The organism is Burkholderia sp. 9777_1386, from assembly GCF_015712265.1.
Lineage (GTDB): Bacteria > Pseudomonadota > Gammaproteobacteria > Burkholderiales > Burkholderiaceae > Burkholderia > Burkholderia cenocepacia.
The window spans coordinates 17,918-33,452 of sequence record NZ_JACCQB010000040.1 but is presented as its reverse complement, the minus strand read 5'-3'; the positions used below and the strand labels follow the sequence as shown (position 1 = coordinate 33,452).

15 protein-coding genes are annotated in these 15,535 nt (G+C 68.2%); 9 read left to right on the top strand and 6 right to left on the bottom strand.

Features of this window, described 5'->3' with window-relative positions; translation table 11 throughout:
• Positions 1-2: 2 nt before the first annotated feature.
• The 6 genes from H0X91_RS25250 to H0X91_RS25225 all read left to right on the top strand — a co-directional run bounded on the left by H0X91_RS25250 (position 3) and on the right by H0X91_RS25225 (position 5,889).
• Positions 3-1,127 (top strand): ABC transporter permease, encoded by a 1,125-nt coding sequence (locus H0X91_RS25250; RefSeq protein ID WP_077020710.1) that lies wholly within the window; start codon positions 3-5, stop codon positions 1,125-1,127.
• A 156-nt stretch (positions 1,128-1,283) separates the two neighbouring features.
• Complete coding sequence (locus tag H0X91_RS25245; RefSeq protein WP_034202928.1) at positions 1,284-1,469, top strand: DUF2964 family protein; 186 nt, start codon at positions 1,284-1,286, stop codon at positions 1,467-1,469.
• Positions 1,470-1,501: 32 nt separating this feature from the next.
• Positions 1,502-2,638 carry an ABC transporter permease gene (locus H0X91_RS25240; RefSeq protein ID WP_196433439.1) on the top strand — a complete coding sequence of 379 codons (1,137 nt, stop codon included), beginning with the start codon at positions 1,502-1,504 and terminating at the stop codon, positions 2,636-2,638.
• Positions 2,635-3,339 carry an ABC transporter ATP-binding protein gene (locus tag H0X91_RS25235; protein ID WP_171984070.1) on the top strand — a complete coding sequence of 235 codons (705 nt, stop codon included), beginning with the start codon at positions 2,635-2,637 and terminating at the stop codon, positions 3,337-3,339. The genes H0X91_RS25240 and H0X91_RS25235 overlap by 4 nt, the downstream gene beginning before the upstream one ends.
• A complete protein-coding gene (locus tag H0X91_RS25230; protein ID WP_196433438.1) occupies positions 3,336-4,421 on the top strand; it encodes an HlyD family secretion protein in 1,086 nt (361 codons plus the stop codon). Before H0X91_RS25235 ends, H0X91_RS25230 begins: the two co-directional genes overlap by 4 nt.
• Positions 4,399-5,889 carry an efflux transporter outer membrane subunit gene (locus H0X91_RS25225; protein ID WP_109341841.1) on the top strand — a complete coding sequence of 497 codons (1,491 nt, stop codon included), beginning with the start codon at positions 4,399-4,401 and terminating at the stop codon, positions 5,887-5,889. The genes H0X91_RS25230 and H0X91_RS25225 overlap by 23 nt, the downstream gene beginning before the upstream one ends.
• Positions 5,890-5,939: 50 nt before the next feature.
• On the opposite strand, the gene H0X91_RS25220 is transcribed toward H0X91_RS25225, so the two are convergent.
• A complete protein-coding gene (locus H0X91_RS25220; protein ID WP_196433437.1) occupies positions 5,940-6,389 on the bottom strand; it encodes a hypothetical protein in 450 nt (149 codons plus the stop codon).
• Between the two features lie 230 nt (positions 6,390-6,619).
• On the opposite strand from H0X91_RS25220, the gene H0X91_RS25215 reads away from it, so the two are divergent.
• The gene (locus tag H0X91_RS25215) at positions 6,620-8,023 is read left to right on the top strand and encodes an MBL fold metallo-hydrolase RNA specificity domain-containing protein (protein ID WP_109341839.1); all 1,404 of its coding nucleotides are present in this window, start codon (positions 6,620-6,622) and stop codon (positions 8,021-8,023) included.
• Between the two features lie 89 nt (positions 8,024-8,112).
• On the opposite strand, the gene H0X91_RS25210 is transcribed toward H0X91_RS25215, so the two are convergent.
• The 5 genes from H0X91_RS25210 to H0X91_RS25190 are packed head-to-tail and all read right to left on the bottom strand — an operon-like array spanning position 8,113 to position 13,261.
• Positions 8,113-9,153, bottom strand: coding sequence for a zinc-dependent alcohol dehydrogenase family protein (locus tag H0X91_RS25210; RefSeq protein WP_034202935.1), 1,041 nt, complete (start codon positions 9,151-9,153; stop codon positions 8,113-8,115).
• Positions 9,150-10,181 (bottom strand): bifunctional enoyl-CoA hydratase/phosphate acetyltransferase, encoded by a 1,032-nt coding sequence (locus H0X91_RS25205; RefSeq protein WP_034202936.1) that lies wholly within the window; start codon positions 10,179-10,181, stop codon positions 9,150-9,152. The genes H0X91_RS25210 and H0X91_RS25205 overlap by 4 nt, the downstream gene beginning before the upstream one ends.
• Positions 10,178-11,998, bottom strand: coding sequence for a PHA/PHB synthase family protein (locus H0X91_RS25200; RefSeq protein ID WP_196433436.1), 1,821 nt, complete (start codon positions 11,996-11,998; stop codon positions 10,178-10,180). The genes H0X91_RS25205 and H0X91_RS25200 overlap by 4 nt, the downstream gene beginning before the upstream one ends.
• Positions 11,995-12,741 (bottom strand): beta-ketoacyl-ACP reductase, encoded by a 747-nt coding sequence (locus H0X91_RS25195; RefSeq protein WP_196433435.1) that lies wholly within the window; start codon positions 12,739-12,741, stop codon positions 11,995-11,997. The genes H0X91_RS25200 and H0X91_RS25195 overlap by 4 nt, the downstream gene beginning before the upstream one ends.
• Positions 12,731-13,261: a hypothetical protein gene (locus H0X91_RS25190; RefSeq protein WP_109341836.1), complete on the bottom strand. Its 531-nt coding sequence runs from the start codon at positions 13,259-13,261 to the stop codon at positions 12,731-12,733. The genes H0X91_RS25195 and H0X91_RS25190 overlap by 11 nt, the downstream gene beginning before the upstream one ends.
• A gap of 190 nt (positions 13,262-13,451) precedes the next feature.
• On the opposite strand from H0X91_RS25190, the gene H0X91_RS25185 reads away from it, so the two are divergent.
• Positions 13,452-14,291 carry a universal stress protein gene (locus H0X91_RS25185; RefSeq protein WP_077020702.1) on the top strand — a complete coding sequence of 280 codons (840 nt, stop codon included), beginning with the start codon at positions 13,452-13,454 and terminating at the stop codon, positions 14,289-14,291.
• Between the two features lie 8 nt (positions 14,292-14,299).
• Positions 14,300-15,499 (top strand): acetate/propionate family kinase, encoded by a 1,200-nt coding sequence (locus H0X91_RS25180; protein ID WP_077020701.1) that lies wholly within the window; start codon positions 14,300-14,302, stop codon positions 15,497-15,499.
• The last annotated feature ends 36 nt before the right edge of the window (positions 15,500-15,535 follow it).

The following is a 15,535-nucleotide window of genomic DNA, read 5'->3' as shown; positions in this document are numbered from 1 at the left end:
CCATGTCACGCCTGCTCGTCATTTTCCGGCTCGGGGTCAAGGAACTGTGGAGCCTCGCTCGCGACCCGATCCTGCTCGCGCTGATCGTCTATACGTTCAGCGCGTCGATCTACGTCGCCGCCACCGCCCGCCCGGAAACGCTGCACAAGGTGCCGATCGCGATCGTCGACGAGGATGCGTCGCCGCTGTCGGCGCGCATCGCAGCGGCGCTCTTCCCGCCGCAGTTCGCGCCGCCGCCGATCGTCGACGCCGGCACGGCCGATCGCGGGCTGGACGACGGCGATTACACGTTCTCGCTCGACATTCCGCCCGACTTCCAGCGCGACGTGCTCGCCGGCCGCCACGCGACGGTCCAGCTCAACGTCGATGCGACCCGCATGACGCAGGCGTTCACCGGCGGCGGCTACGTCCAGCAGATCGTGGCGGGCGAGATCGACGCCTTCGTGCGGCGCCATCGCGGCACCGCCTTGCCGCCCGTCGATCTCGCGATGCGGATGCGCTTCAACCCGAATCTCGACGAAGTCTGGTTCGGTGCGCTGATGGAGCTGATCAACAACGTGACGATGCTGTCGATGATCCTCACCGGTGCCGCGCTGATTCGCGAGCGCGAGCACGGCACGATCGAGCATCTGCTCGTCATGCCGGTGACCGCGGCGGAAATCATGCTCGCGAAGGTCTGGTCGATGGGGCTCGTCGTCGCGACGGCGGCCGTCGCGTCGCTGACGTTCGTCGTGGGCGGCGCGTTGCACGTGCCGATTCCAGGGTCCGTGCCGCTGTTCGTGGCCGGCATGGCGTTGCACCTGTTCGCGACGACGTCGATGGGGATCTTTCTCGCGACGCTCGTGCGCAGCATGCCGCAGTTCGGCATGTTGCTCGTGCTCGTGCTGCTGCCGCTGCAACTGCTGTCAGGCGGATTGACGCCGCGCGAAAGCATGCCGGCGGCCGTGCGGGACATCATGCTGGCCACGCCCACCACCCATTTCGTCGAGCTCGCGCAACGCATCCTGTATCGAGGTGCCGGGCTCGATGCGGTGTGGGCCCAGTTTGCCGCGCTGTTCGCGATCGGATGCGTGCTGTTCCTGCTGTCGCTGACGCGATTCCGCAAGACGATTGGTCAGACTACTTGATCGGCGCGTCGCGACAGCGACGCCGGAATTCGTCCGTTGATACAGATCAATCGTGCCGGGGCGCGGCACGCGATCATGACGCCATGTCTTGCGCAACCAGCGGCGGCTGCGTGGGCGGCAACGCCGTCCGCGACGCCCGCTTCCCGGGAGAACGTCATGATGGGGCTGCCATACCGAAGCGCGCTTGCAACGTTCTGCGTGTTCATCGCGCTCGCCTCGCTGCTGGGCGTCGTGCACGCGATGCTGATCGACGAGCGGGTCGTCCCGTACGCGATCATCGCACTGGTGTCGGGCATCGTCGCGTTCGTCGCGCAGCTAGATCCGGCATCGTCCGGACGATAGCGGCACGGGCCGGACGCGCTGGATTCTCCATCATGAACGGCATTCTCCGTCTCGCATTCAAGCTGCTCGTCAACGACAGCGCGAAATTCACCGCGCTGACCGTCGGCATCACGTTCTCGGTGTTGCTGATGATCGAGATGACATCGCTGTTCGCCGGCATCCTGAACAAGTCGTCGGCGTCGGTCATCAATATCGGCGCGAAGGTCTGGGTGATGGACCCGGCCGTGAAGACAATCGCGAACAGCATCGGCATGCCCGACTACGTGCTCGACGCCGTGCGCAGCATCGACGGCGTCAAGTATGCGGTGCCGCTCTATTCCGGCGGCGCGCTCGTCAGGCTGCGTTCCGGCACCTACCAGGCCGTGACGGTCGTCGGCCTCGACGACGCCAGCCTGCTCGGCCGCCCGACGATGCTGCAAGGCCGCATCGAGGACATCTACGCGGAAAACGGCTTCATCGCGATTGAGGATCCCGAATTTACGAAACTCGAGAATCCATCCGTGGGCACCGATTTCGAGTTGAACGATCATCGCGGCGTGATCGTCGGCATCGCGAAGGTCGCCGCGAGCGGACTGTTCGGCACGCCGACGCTTTACACCACCTACGCGCGCGCGATCCGCTACATCCCGTCACCGCGCTTCACGACCTCGTACATCCTCGTCGAGCCGAAGTCGGATGCCGACGTCGCCCACATCAAGGCCGTCGTGCGATCGCTCGGCTATCGCGCGTACACGCGCGACGAATTCATCGCGCAGATCTCGCGCTTCTACAAGTACGAGACAGGGCTCGGCACCAACATCCTGCTGATGACGATCATCAGCTTCATCATCGGCCTGTCGATTTCGGGGCAGACGTTCTATGCGTTCATCCTCGAGAACCTCGACAAGTTCGGTGCGCTGAAGGCGATCGGCGCGAAGAGCCGCGAGCTGGTCGCGATGATCCTGTTCCAGGCGACGTTTACCGCGCTGACCGGCTACGGCATCGGCGTCGGGCTGTGCGTACTGATGATCAGTCTCGCAAAACTTCGGATTCCAGACTATGCGGCGCTCATTACGTACGGCAACCTGTCGCTCGCGTTCGGGATGGTGGTCGTGATCGCGACGATCTCGAGCTATCTTGGCGTGCGGCGCGTGCTGCGCATCGAGCCGTTCGACATCTTCCGGGGCTGACGATGGGCGGCATCGCGATCGACGCGCGGGGCGTCAGCAAATGGTTCGGCGAAGGCGACGCGCGCACGCAGGCCTTGCGCGACGTGTCGATGCAGGCGAACTTCGGCGAGATGCTGCTGATCGTGGGGCCGTCCGGCAGCGGCAAGACCACGCTGCTCAGTGTGATCTCCGGCATCCTTCGGCCGGACGGCGGTTCGGTATCAATCGACGGCGTCGACCTGTGGGCGCTGCCGAACGACGCGATCGCCGATTTCCGGCTGAACCGGATCGGCTTCGTGTTCCAGGACTACCACCTGTTCCCGCGGCTCACGACCGCGGAGAATGTCGCGATCCCGCTGATCCTGAGGCGCCGGCCGTGGGATGACGCGATCAAGGAAGCGCACGCGTATCTGGACGTCGTCGGACTCGCGAACCGTGCACAACTGCCGCCCGTGAAGCTGTCCGGCGGCGAACAGCAGCGCGTCGCGATCGCGCGCGCCATCGTCAGTCGGCCCGACCTGCTGATCCTCGACGAACCGACCGCATCGCTCGACGGCGACACGGGCCGCATGATCATCGACTTCGTCAAGCACGAGGTGCTCAACGACACGCGCTGCATCGTGATCGTCACGCACGACGCGCGGATCTTCGAGTACGCGGATCGCGTCCTGAGGATGGAGGACGGCAAGCTGAACGGCATCGAGCGCGGGGGTGCACTGTGAAACACCGGCTCGTGTTCATGGCGGCTGTGCTCGGCTTGCTGGCGAGCCTCGCCGCCGCGTGGCTTTACAGCCGCCAGGAGCCGCCGCAGCCGCCGGTGTTCAAGCCAGCGGCCAATCCATACGCGCGCGGCGTCTATGCGAACGGCATCGTCGAGAGCGAGCAGCCGGCCGGCGCGAACGTGAACGTCTACCCCGACGTCTCGGGTGCGGTGACGCGCATCCTCGTGCACGACGGCGATCCGGTGAAGGCCGGCGACGCGCTGCTGACGATCGACGACTCGGTGCAGCGCGCGACCGCCGCCCAGCTCGCGGCGCAGGCCGACGCGGCCGCCGCGCTGCTCGACGAGCTGAAGGCGCAGCCGCGCCGCGAGGTGCTCGACGTGGCGAGTGCGCAGACCGCGGCCGCGCAGGCGAGCCTGAAGCTCGCCCAGGACCAGTACGACAAGCAGCGGCACGCGTACGACATCGATCCGAAAGCGGTCAGCCGCGACGCGCTCGACACGGCCGCGAACGCGGTGCGCGTCGCGACGGCCAACCTGGACGTCGTGACGCGGCAGTATCGTCTGACGAAGGCCGGCGCGTGGAGCTACGACATACGCAACCAGGAAGCGCAGGCCATCGCGCTGCGGCGCGCGGCCGACGCGGCGGCCGCCCTGCTCGCGCGCTACACGTTGCGCGCGCCGGCCGACGGCACCGTCCTCGCGATGAACGCGGCCGTGGGAGCCTACCTGACCTCGCAGGGGCTCTACGACACATATACGCGGGGCAGCACGCCAGCCGTGGTGCTCGGCACGCCGATCGACCGCCTGCAGGTGCGCTGCTACATCGACGAAATCCTGATCCACCAGCTACCCGACCTGCATGCGTTGAAGGCGCACATGTTCGTGCGCGGCACGTCGGTCGAGGCCGATCTGCAGTTCGTGCGCGTGCAGCCGTACGTCACGCCGAAGATCGAGCTGTCCGACCAGCGCACCGAGCGCGTCGACGTGCGCGTGCTGCCGGTCATTTTCCGTATCGTGCCGAACAGGAATGTGCAGCTGTTTCCCGGGCAGATCGTCGATGTCTACGTCGCAGGCAAATAACGGGGCCCGTTGCGCGCCCGCGCTGCGCTGGGTAACCGGCGCGCTGGTCGTCGCCGTGCTGCTCGCCGGATGCACGGTCGGGCCGAACTTCGTGCCGCCGCCCGCGCCGCGCGTCGCGCGCTTCGTGCCGCCGGACGATCCGGGCGCGGCGTCGGGCTCCTGGCGCGGCGGTGACCGAACGCAGGCATTGTCAGCGGACGTGGCCCTCACGCGCGACTGGTGGACGCGCTTCGGCAGCCGCGCGATCGACTCGACCGTCGCCGAAGCGCTGACCGGCAGCCCGACGCTCGATCTCGCGGAAGCGACGCTGCGGCGCAGCGAGCACGCGCTGCGGGCCGGCCAGGGGATCTTCTTTCCGCAGGTGGAGGCGCAGGCCGGCGCGTCGCGCCAGCGCGCCACGCCGCTGCGCACCGGCCAGGCGTTGCCGGCGTCGATCTTCAACCTGTTCACGCTGTCGGCGACGGTCAGCTACACGCTTGACCTGTGGGGCGGCGAACGACGCCAGGTCGAAGCGCTCGCGGCAGACGTCGACGCGCAACGGCAGGCGCTGGCAGGCGCCTACCTGATGCTGACCGCGAACGTCGTCAATACGATGGTCGCGCGCGCGGCCTATCACGACGAAGCCGCGGCGACGCGCGAAATGATCGGCCTGCTCGACGAGCAGATTCGTCTGACGCGCGCGCAGGTGACTGCCGGCGCGACGGCCTACGTCGCGGTGCTGACGCTGGAATCGCAGCGGGCGTCGCTCGAGGCGGCGCTGCCCGCGCTCGACCAGAAACGCGCGCAGGCCGACGATCTGCTCGCGCTGCTGACCGGCCGCTACCCGGTCGACTGGCGGACGCCGGACCTGTCGCTCGACGGGATCGAACTGCCCGCGAGCCTGCCCGACACGGCGCCGTCGTCGCTGGTGCGCCGCCGCCCCGACATCCTGCAGGCTGAGGCCCAGCTGCACGTGGCCAGCGCGCAGGTCGGCGTCGCGACGGCCGCGCTCTATCCGAACCTCACGCTGTCCGCGTCGGGCGGCTTCGACAGCGTCGTCGCCGGCAAGCTGTTCGCGCGGGCCGGCCGCGCATGGAGTGTCGGCGCCGGGCTCACCGCGCCGATCTTTCATGGCGGCACGCTGCTGAACCAGCGCCGCGCCGCGCAGGATGTGTACGACGAAGCCGATGCGGCCTATCGGCAGGTCGTCCTGTCAGCGTTCTCGCAGGTGGCCGACACGTTGCGCGCGCTTGCCAACGACGCGGCGGCGCTCGATGCGCAGGCGCGCGCGACGGCCGCGGCGCGTGACGCGCTGAGGCTTACGCAGGCGGGCTACGACGCGGGGATCGCCGGCTACGTCCAGTTGCTGGTCGCCGACATGCAATACCATCAGGCACGCATTGCATGGCTGCAGACGGTCGCGCAGCGCCTGCAGGACACGGTTGCGTTCTACGTCGCGCTCGGCGGCGGCTGGGGAAACGCGGGCTGACGCACGGGTCGCACGGGCATTCAACCTCGTTCCGCCCCGCTTTGCCCCATTCAACCCGTCTGCGGCACGCCATCGGGCCGCTGCCACGACGGCAATTCCGCCCAGCCGAGCGGCCCGTAGACAGTCCCCCCGGCCGCCTCGATCCGTTCGACGAACATGGCGAGCGTCGCCCCGGCCGGCACGGTGAGCGTCAGCGCATCGAGGAAATCCTCGCTGCGCAGCCATGGCGCCGCGCCGTGGTTGATCTGCTGGACACTCCACGCATGCCCGTGCCGCCCGGCCTCCGGCGGCAACAGACTGGGCGCGTCGAACGCGACCCGAAGCAGTTGCGCGCGCGAATCGCTGTACGGCGGTTTCGCGGCGTTCTGGTACGGCACGTCCGCCCAGCGCTCGCCGCATTGCTCCCCGAGCGGCAAGCAGGTGAACCACGCCCACGGCGAGCGGACGAAACACAGCCGGTAAAGCTGCCCGGCGCTATCCAAATTGGCGATCAACGTCATGATGGATTCATCCCGATAGACTCGTGATGCCGATACGCATCGCGCATGCAGGATCACTATCCTGCCGCGTCTGGGGCCGGAAATTGATCCTCGTCAACCCGCACGCCGTCCGTGCATCTTGCCCGGCCGGCGGCACGGGGATTCCGCAATTCCTGATTTCGGTCAACCGCCGCTCGCGCGTTCGGAATGTAATCGACTTACTGTTCCGTCGACTCCCGGTGAGACCATCCATGAAACTGACTTTTCTCGGTGCGACCGAAACGGTGACCGGCTCGAAATACCTGGTCGAGCACGGCAGCCGGCGCGTCCTGGTCGATTGCGGCCTGTTCCAGGGAACGAAGAACCTGCGGCTGCGCAACTGGCGCGCGCTGCCGCTCGCGCCCGACACGCTGGACGCGGTCGTGCTCACCCACGCGCACATCGATCACAGCGGCTACCTGCCGGTGCTGGTGCGCGAAGGCTATCGCGGGCCGGTGTACTGCACGGCGGCCACGGCCGAACTCTGCGACATCATGCTGCGCGACAGCGCGCGGTTGCAGGAGGAGGAAGCCGAATTCGCGAACCGGCACGGTTACTCGAAGCATCGTCCGGCACAACCGCTCTACACGCTGGACGACGCGCAGCGCGCGCTGCGCCTGCTGAAGCCGGTCGCCTTCGACGAATGCACGGCGCTGGGCGGCGGGCTGTCGTTCCGCCTGCTACCGGCCGGGCACATCCTCGGCGCGGCGAGTGTCGTGATGCACTGGGATCACAAGGTGCTCGCGTTCTCGGGCGACCTCGGCCGGTATCACGACCCGATCATGCAGCCGCCGCGCCCGCCCGCGCATGCGGACTATCTGGTGGTCGAATCGACATACGGCGACCGGCTGCATCCGGCGTCGGATCCCGAAGCCGAACTCGCCGCGATGTTCGACAAGACCTTCGCGCGCGGCGGTGTCGTCGTGATGCCCTGCTTCACCGTCGGCCGCGCGCAGGAAATCCTGCACTACATCGCGCGGCTGAAGGCGTCCGGCCGCATGGCGCGCGTTCCGGTGTTCCTCGACAGCCCGATGGCAACGGACGTGACCGAGATCTATCGTCACCATATCCTCGAGCACCGCCTGACCGCCTCCGACGCAAACGCGCTCGGCCACGCGGCGACGATGATCCGCTCGGTCGACCAGTCGAAGGCGATTGCCGAACACCACGGCCCGATGGTCATCATCGCCGGCAGCGGGATGGCGACGGGCGGGCGCGTGCTGCATCACCTGACCCGCTATGCGCCCGATGCGCGCAACACGATCACGCTGGTCGGCTACCAGGCCGCCGGCACGCGCGGCGCGGCACTGGCGGCGCACGAGCCGACGCTGAAGATTCATGGCGAGTACGTCCGCGTACGTGCTCAGGTCGAGATGATCACAACGCTGTCGGCCCATGGAGACTACGAAGAGATTCTGAAGTGGCTCGGCACGATGCAGTGCGCGCCTGTGCGGACATTCGTCACGCATGGCGAACCGGCTGCCGCGGATGCGATGCGCCGGCGCATCTCGGAGAGCCTGCACTGGCGGTGCGAGGTGCCGACCTACGAGCAGTGCGTCGAGCTGGACGAGGCCGAATCAAGCAACCCGCTGGAACCCGCCGCGCTGTCGTCCTGACTGCCGGCGAATCGCGGGCGATTCGCCTGCTGCGCGTCACGGGAAGCGGAGACTCCGCTCCCCGGCTACTGCCGCGCGTGGCCCGTCGATCAGCCGACTTCGATGATGACCTTCAACGCATGGGTTTGCGCGGCGCGCCCGAACGTGTCGTACGCGCGCTCCACGTCGTCGAGCGAGAACCGGTGCGTGATCAGGCGAGTCGGATCGAGGCGCCCGGCGCCCACGGTCTTGAGCAGCATCGGCGTGCTGACCGTGTCGACGAGCCGCGTCGTGATCGAGATGTTGCGATCCCACAGCTTCTCGAGGTGCAGGTCGGCCTTGACGCCGTGTACGCCGACGTTCGCGACCACCCCGCCGGGCGCCACGAGCGACGTGCACATCTCGAACGTCGCCGGAATGCCGACCGCTTCGATCGCGCAATCCACGCCCACGCCGTCGGTCAGCTTCATCACCTCCGCCACCGGGTCGCCGCTGCTGCCGTCGAAGCAATCGGTCGCGCCGAAGCGCTTCGCGACCTCGAGCCGGTTGCCGTCCGGGTCGATCATGATGATCCGCGCGGGCGAATAGAACTGCGCGGTCAGCAACGCCGCCAGCCCGATCGGACCCGCTCCGACGATCGCGACCGAGCAGCCCGGCTGCACCTTGCCGTTCAGCACGCCGCATTCGAATCCGGTTGGCAGAATGTCGGACAGCATCACGAGCGCGTCCTCGTCCGCGCCGGCCGGAATCCGGTACAGGCTGGTCGGCGCGTGCGGGATGCGCACGAACTCGGCCTGCGTGCCGTCGATCCGGTTGCCGAGGATCCAGCCGCCGGTCGTGCAATGCGAATACAGTCCGCGGCGGCAATATTCGCAACGGCCGCACGACGAGATGCACGAAATCAGCACGTGATCGCCCGGCTTCAGCGAATCGACCGCCGCGCCGACCTGCTCGACGACGCCCACGCCTTCATGGCCGAGAATGCGACCGGGTTCGCACGTCGGCACGTCGCCCTTGAGGATGTGCAGATCGGTGCCGCAGATCGTCGTGCGCGTCACGCGGACGATCGCGTCGGTCGGCGACTGCAGTTCCGGTTTGGGTCGCCGTTCGAGCGCCTTGCGCCCGGGGCCGTGATAAACGAGTGCTTTCATCGCGATTCCTCCATCGGAAGGGGAGCCTGATCAGGTATCGGGGCGGCGTCATGCCGGACCTGTGCCAGCAACACCGCGAGCGCACAGGAGGCGACGCGCACGGCGACGCCGTCGGTGCGGCTCGTGAGCACGATCGGCACGCGCGCGCCCACGACGACGCCCGCGTTTGCCGCACCGCCCAGGTATTCGAGCTGCTTCGCGAGCATGTTGCCCGCTTCGATATCTGGCACGACGAGGATGTCGGCACGGCCGGCAACCGGCGAGTCGATCCCCTTCTCGCGCGCGGCCCGCTGCGATATCGCGTTGTCGAACGCGAGCGGGCCGTCGACGACGGCCCCCGCGATCTGCCCGCGCTCGGCCATCTTCGCCAGGGCCGCCGCGTCGAGCGTCGAACGCATCGCCGGATTGACAGTCTCCACCGCGCACAGCACGGCCACGCGCGGGCACGCAACGCCCAGCGCATGCGCGACGTCGATCGCGTTCTGCGTGATGGCCGCCTTCTGTGCGAGATCCGGTGCGATATTGACAGCCGCGTCGGTGAGCAGGAACGGGCGCGGATAGGCGGGCGCCTCGATCAGGAAACAGTGGGACATGCGCTTGTCGGTGCGCAGGCCCGATTCCGCGGCGACCACCGCGCCCATCAGCTCGTCGGTATGCAGGCTGCCCTTCATCAGCGCGCCGGCGTGGCCCGACGCCGCGAGCGCCACCGCACGGGCTGCCGCCGCATGGCTGTGCGGCACGTCCTCGATCGTCCATTTCGCCAGATCGACGCCCGCTTCGTCCGCCACGCGCGACACCTTCGCCCGCGGCGCGACGATCAGCGGCTCGATCACCGCGCCCAGCGGCGACGCATTGATCGCGGCAAGCGCGACGAGACTGGCCGTGTCGCACGGATGCACGACGGCCACCGTCAGCGGCGGCGCATGGCGCGCACGCGCGATCAACTCGGGCAGTTCGTCGTCCGCTCGCGACAACAGGCCGGGCAGGCGCGCGCGGACGGACACCTCCGGATGCAGGTTCATGTTCATGTCTCGAGCACGTACGCGCCCGGCGCCGCGCCGAAGCCGGCGGCCGGCACGCGGGCCGGCACGTCGCCCGACGAATGCGCGCGCAGCCAGCCGCGCCAGCACGTCCACCACGATCCGTCGACCACGGGCGTTTCGCGCACGAAGTCGTGCCGGCTGCGATAAGGCGCGCCGGGCTCGCGCGTCGCGCAGCGATAGTGGCGCCCCGGATGCCCGGGCTCGGACACGATGCCGGCATTGTGGCCGCCCGATGTCAGCACAAACGTCAGCGCGTGGTGCGTAAGCAGATGCAACTTGTAGACGGAGCGCCAGGGCGACACGTGATCGCGTTCGGTCCCGACCACGAACGTCGGCACGTCGATGTCCGACAGCGCGACCGGCCGCCCGTCGACACAGTAGCGGCCGGCCGCGAGATCGTTGTCGAGAAAGAGCTGCGTCAGGTATTCCGTGTGCATCCGGTACGGCATGCGCGTGGTGTCCTCGTTCCACGACATCAGGTCGTTCGGCTTGGTGCGCGTGCCGAGCAGGTATTCGCTCATCATGCGCGACCAGATCAGGTCGCGCGCATTCAGCAGCTGGAACGCGGCGGACATCTGCGCGCCGTCCAGATAACCCTGCCGCCACATCAGCGCATCGAGCGCGGACAGTTCGCTCGCGTCGATGAAGAGGCCGAGTTCGCCGGGTTCGCTGAAATCGGTCTGGGCCGCCAGCAACGTGACGGACCGCAATGTCTCGTGCTGCCGACCGTCGCGCGCGAGCGCGGCCGCGCCAATCGCCAGCAGCGTGCCGCCGAGGCAGTAGCCGACCGCGTGGACGGCTTCGCCGCAGATCGACCGCGCGGCGTCGAGCGCCGCCATGCACCCGTCGCGCAGGTAATCGTCGAGCCCGAGCTCGCGCGCCTCCGCGCCCGGATTGCGCCACGACACGGCAAACACCGTGTAACCGGCATCGACCAGGAAGCGGATCAGCGAATCGTGCGGCTGGAGGTCGAGAATGTAGTACTTCATGATCCACGACGGCACGATCAAGATCGGCTCGCGTGCGACGGCGGGCGTCGTCGGGTCGTATTGCAGCAGCTCGCACAGCGCGTTGCGCCATACGACGCGGCCCGGTGTGATCGCCACTTCGCGCCCCGGCAGATAGCCGCGTGTGTCGCGGGCGCGCGTGTCGCTCGTGCGATCGAGCAACGCGTTCGCGTCGTCCAGCCAGTGGCGCAAGCCGGCTGCGAGATTCGCGCCGCCGCTGCGCACCGTCGCGTCGAGCACGACCGGGTTGGTCGCCAGGAAATTGCCCGGCGAGCACGCGTCGAGCCACTGGCGTGCGGCGAATCCGACCAGTTCCTCGTGATGCCGTTCGACGCCCGGCACGCCGCGCGTCGCACCGCGCCACCAGCGCTGGACCGACAGGAAGCCGTCGCGATACGCGCGAAACGGCCAGCCGGACCACGCGGGCGCGGCGAAGCGCGGATCGGACTGCCCGGCGTGCACGGTCAGACCGCTCGTGTCGGCATCGTCGGCCCCGCCCTCGCCCGGGCTTGCGGCGGGCGCGAGAGCGGCCAGCCACGCCTGCGTCGCGAGCTCGAAGCATTTTCCCGGCGACACGGCCAGATGCGCGCCCCAGTCGAGCATGGCGAGCGCCATCGACACGGGCGACAGCCCGAAGGTCATCGCGGCCACGTTCGCATGCGCGGCGCGGTTCCATTGTTCGGCGGGCGACGTGCGGACCGGCACGCATTCTGCCGAGCGCGACGCCGGTTCGTTCTTACCCGTTGGCCGCATCGGTTCGTGCTCGATCGGCAAGCGCGTGACGGATGCTTTCATCGCATGTGCATGCCGCCGTTGACGTCGAATTCCGCGCCGGTCGCGAAAGCCCCCGCGTCGGAACACAGGAACGCGACGAGCTCGGCGATTTCGCCAGGATTGCCAAGGCGGCCGACCGGAATCTGCGGCAGGATCTTCGTGTCGAGCACTTCCTTCGGCACCGTCTCGAGCATTGCGGTCGCCAGATAGCCGGGCGCCACCGTGTTGACCGTGACGCCGTGGCGCGCGATCTCGAGCGCCAGCGCTTTCGTGAAACCGTGGATGCCGGCCTTCGCGGCCGCGTAGTTCGCCTGCCCGTATGCGCCGCGCGAACCGTTCACCGAGCCGATGTTCACGATCCGCCCGAAGCCGGCTTCGATCATCCCCGACACGAACGGCTTCGTCATGTTGAATATGCCGTCGAGGTTGGTGCGCAGCACCGCATCCCACATGCTCTTGGTCATCTTCACGAAGGTGGCGTCGTGCGTGATCCCGGCGTTGTTGACGAGCACTTCGACACGCCCGAATTCGGCCAGCACGCGCGACGCGCATTGCTGGCACGAATCGTAGTCGGCGACGTCGACCTCGAACGCGTGGAACGTCCGGCCCGCCTCGCGTTCGTGCGTGAGCCACGTCGAGACGTGATCGTTGCCTTCCGTATGCGACACCGCCACCGTCATGCCGGCATCGTGCAGGCGCCGGCTGATCGCGGCGCCCAGGCCACCCATTCCGCCCGTGACGAACGCGACGCGGTCAGCGCACATGGTCGTTCTCCGGTGCGCCGGCCGCGCCATTCAGGCGGCGCACGGCAATGGGCGCCCCGGCGTTCGCGTCCTCGATCCCGCGTTCGAGCGCCGTCATCCAGTCTGCCCACGGCATGCTGGCTTCGTTGACCACGGCCAGTCGTTCCAGATCGGGCAACCAGTCGGTCTGATATCGCGACAGCGCGCCCGCGCCGTATTCGCGCGCCCAGGCGCGCCATGCGCCGGCGCTTTCGAATTGCGCGCGCATGCACAGCTCGGTGGCGTCCTGCCAGAGCGCGACGCTCGCGATCGCGTAGTCGCGCATCACCTGTCGGGCCGCCTCGCCGAAAGCCGTCCACTCCTTCGTGTCCGCAAGCGCCTGCTGCAGGTGGCGAGCTGCGTCGCGATCGCGTTCGATGCGCCGCCCTGCCAGCGCGTGCCATTCATGCTGCCAGTCGCGGTTCAGCGCGACCATGCGCAACGCGAGATCGCAGCCGGCTCGGCAAATGTCATTCGGTGTCGTCAAAGCGTAGGTACTCATCGGCTTTCCTCTTTCGATCCGGTCAATGGGTTGGCTTCCCGCCTCACGCCGCCTGCCCGGGATCGGCATCGCGACCGCTTCACTGTGCGGGCATCGCGCAAGGGGGCCGTTGATCTGAGTCAAGTGCGCGAAAACCCTGCTCCGTAGACTGGATTGCACTGGCGGTTCCCCCGTCGATGGAGCGATTCCGATGAGCTACAAGAGCATAGTCGTGCACCTCGATTCGAGCGCCCGCGCGCATTCGCGGCTCGAATTCGCGTTGCGTCTCGGCCGGCGCTTCGGTGCGCATCTGACCGGCCTGTATGCGGTCTACACACCGGAACCGCATTCGTTCTACGTGATGGCCGGGTCCGCCGATTACTTCCGCGAGCACCGTGAACAGCGCGACGAACGGATGGCTGCGCTGGAGCGCCTGTTTCATGCGGAGACCGTCCGTGCGAAAGTGCCGGCAACCTGGGTTCGCGCCGACGAGCGCGCGAATGTTGCCGTGCCGCGCGCCGCGCGTCTCGCCGATCTGATGATTGCGGGCCAAAGCGACCCGAACGACCCCGAAACCTATATCGACGATCAGTTTCCGGAGAACCTCGTATTGTCCGCCGGTCGCCCGGTGCTGTTCGTGCCGTACGCCGGCGAGTTCCCGTCGATCGGCGAACGGGTGTTCGTCGCGTGGGACGGCAGCCGGGAAGCGGCCCGCGCCGCGCACGATGCGATTCCCTTTCTCGAGCACGCGAAGCGCACGACGGTCGCCGCCGTGGTCGACGGCGACTCGGAAGCGGCGACCACACGCATTCCGGCCGCCGATGCCGCGCTGATGCTCGCGCGTCACGCTCGCGACGTGAACGTGCTCGATATCGATGCCGGCGTCGGCTCGGCGGTGGGCGACACGTTGCTGTCGCGCGCGTATGAAACGGGTTCCGACCTGCTCGTGATGGGCGCATACGGTCATCCGCGCTGGCGCGAGCTGGTGATGGGCGGCGCCACGCGCACGGTGCTGGCGTCGATGACGCTGCCGGTGCTGATGTCGCACTGAGCCGGCCGATGCGTACGCTCGCACTGCTCGTCGTCAACGCCGGTTCGTCGAGCGTCAAGTTCTCGATCTTCGCGTATCCGCCGCACGGCGATCCCGTGCGGCGGCCGTTGCACGACGGCGAGGCGGTCGCGGCCGGCAACGGCGTGTCGATCCGCTTCGATGCCGATCCGGACGGTTCGCTGCCGCTCGTCGCGGGCGATCCGTACCGCGCCGTGCTCGCGCAGGTCGCGATGTGGATCCGCGTGCAGTTGCCGCACATCGCGCTGGGCGCGATCGCGCACCGCGTCGTGCACGGCGGTGCCCGATACGTGGAGCCGGTGGTCGTCGACGACGACGTGCTGGGCGAGCTGCGCACGCTGACGCCGCTGGCGCCGCTGCATCAGCCGCACAGCCTGGACGCAATCGACGTGCTGCGCGATGCGTTTCCGGACGTCCCGCAGGTCGCCGTGTTCGACACGGCGTTTCATCGCACGCTGCCGCGCGTCGAGCAGTTGCTGCCGTTGCCGCACGCATGGTTCGACCAGGGCGTGCGCCGCTACGGGTTTCATGGCCTATCATACGAATACCTGTCCGTCGCGCTCGCCGAATCGTTCGGCGCGCGTGCGCATGGCCGGGTAATCGCCGCCCATCTCGGCAGCGGCGCGAGCCTGTGCGCGCTGCGCGACTGCCGCAGCGTCGCGACGACCATGGGTTTCTCCGCGCTCGACGGATTGATGATGAGCACCCGCTGCGGGACGCTCGACCCTGGCGTCGTCCTGCACCTGCTCGAAGTCGGCAAGCTGTCCGGCGACGCACTGGGACACATGCTGTATCACGAGTCGGGGCTCAAGGGCGTGTCGGGGACGTCCGGCGATCCGCGCGTGCTGCTCGCGTGCGAGGCGGCCGGCGACGTGCCGGCACGCGACGCGCTGGCGCTGTACGTCCATCGCATCGTGCGCGAGACGGGCGCGCTGACCGCGCTGCTCGGCGGCCTCGACATGCTCGTCTTCACGGCCGGCATCGGCGAACACTCGGCTCAATTGCGCGAGCTGATCTGCGCGTCGCTCGGCTGGCTCGGCATCGCGCTCGACGCACGTGCGAATGCAACCCATGCGCATGTCGTGTCGTCCGCGTCGAGCGCGGTCACGGTGGTCGTCGAGCCGACCAACGAAGCATGGGTCGCAGCGCGCGCCGCGGTGCGCGTACTGCGCGGCAACCGCGACGGTTGATCCAGATCAGCGCCGTCGGCGTGCACGCGCCGATGA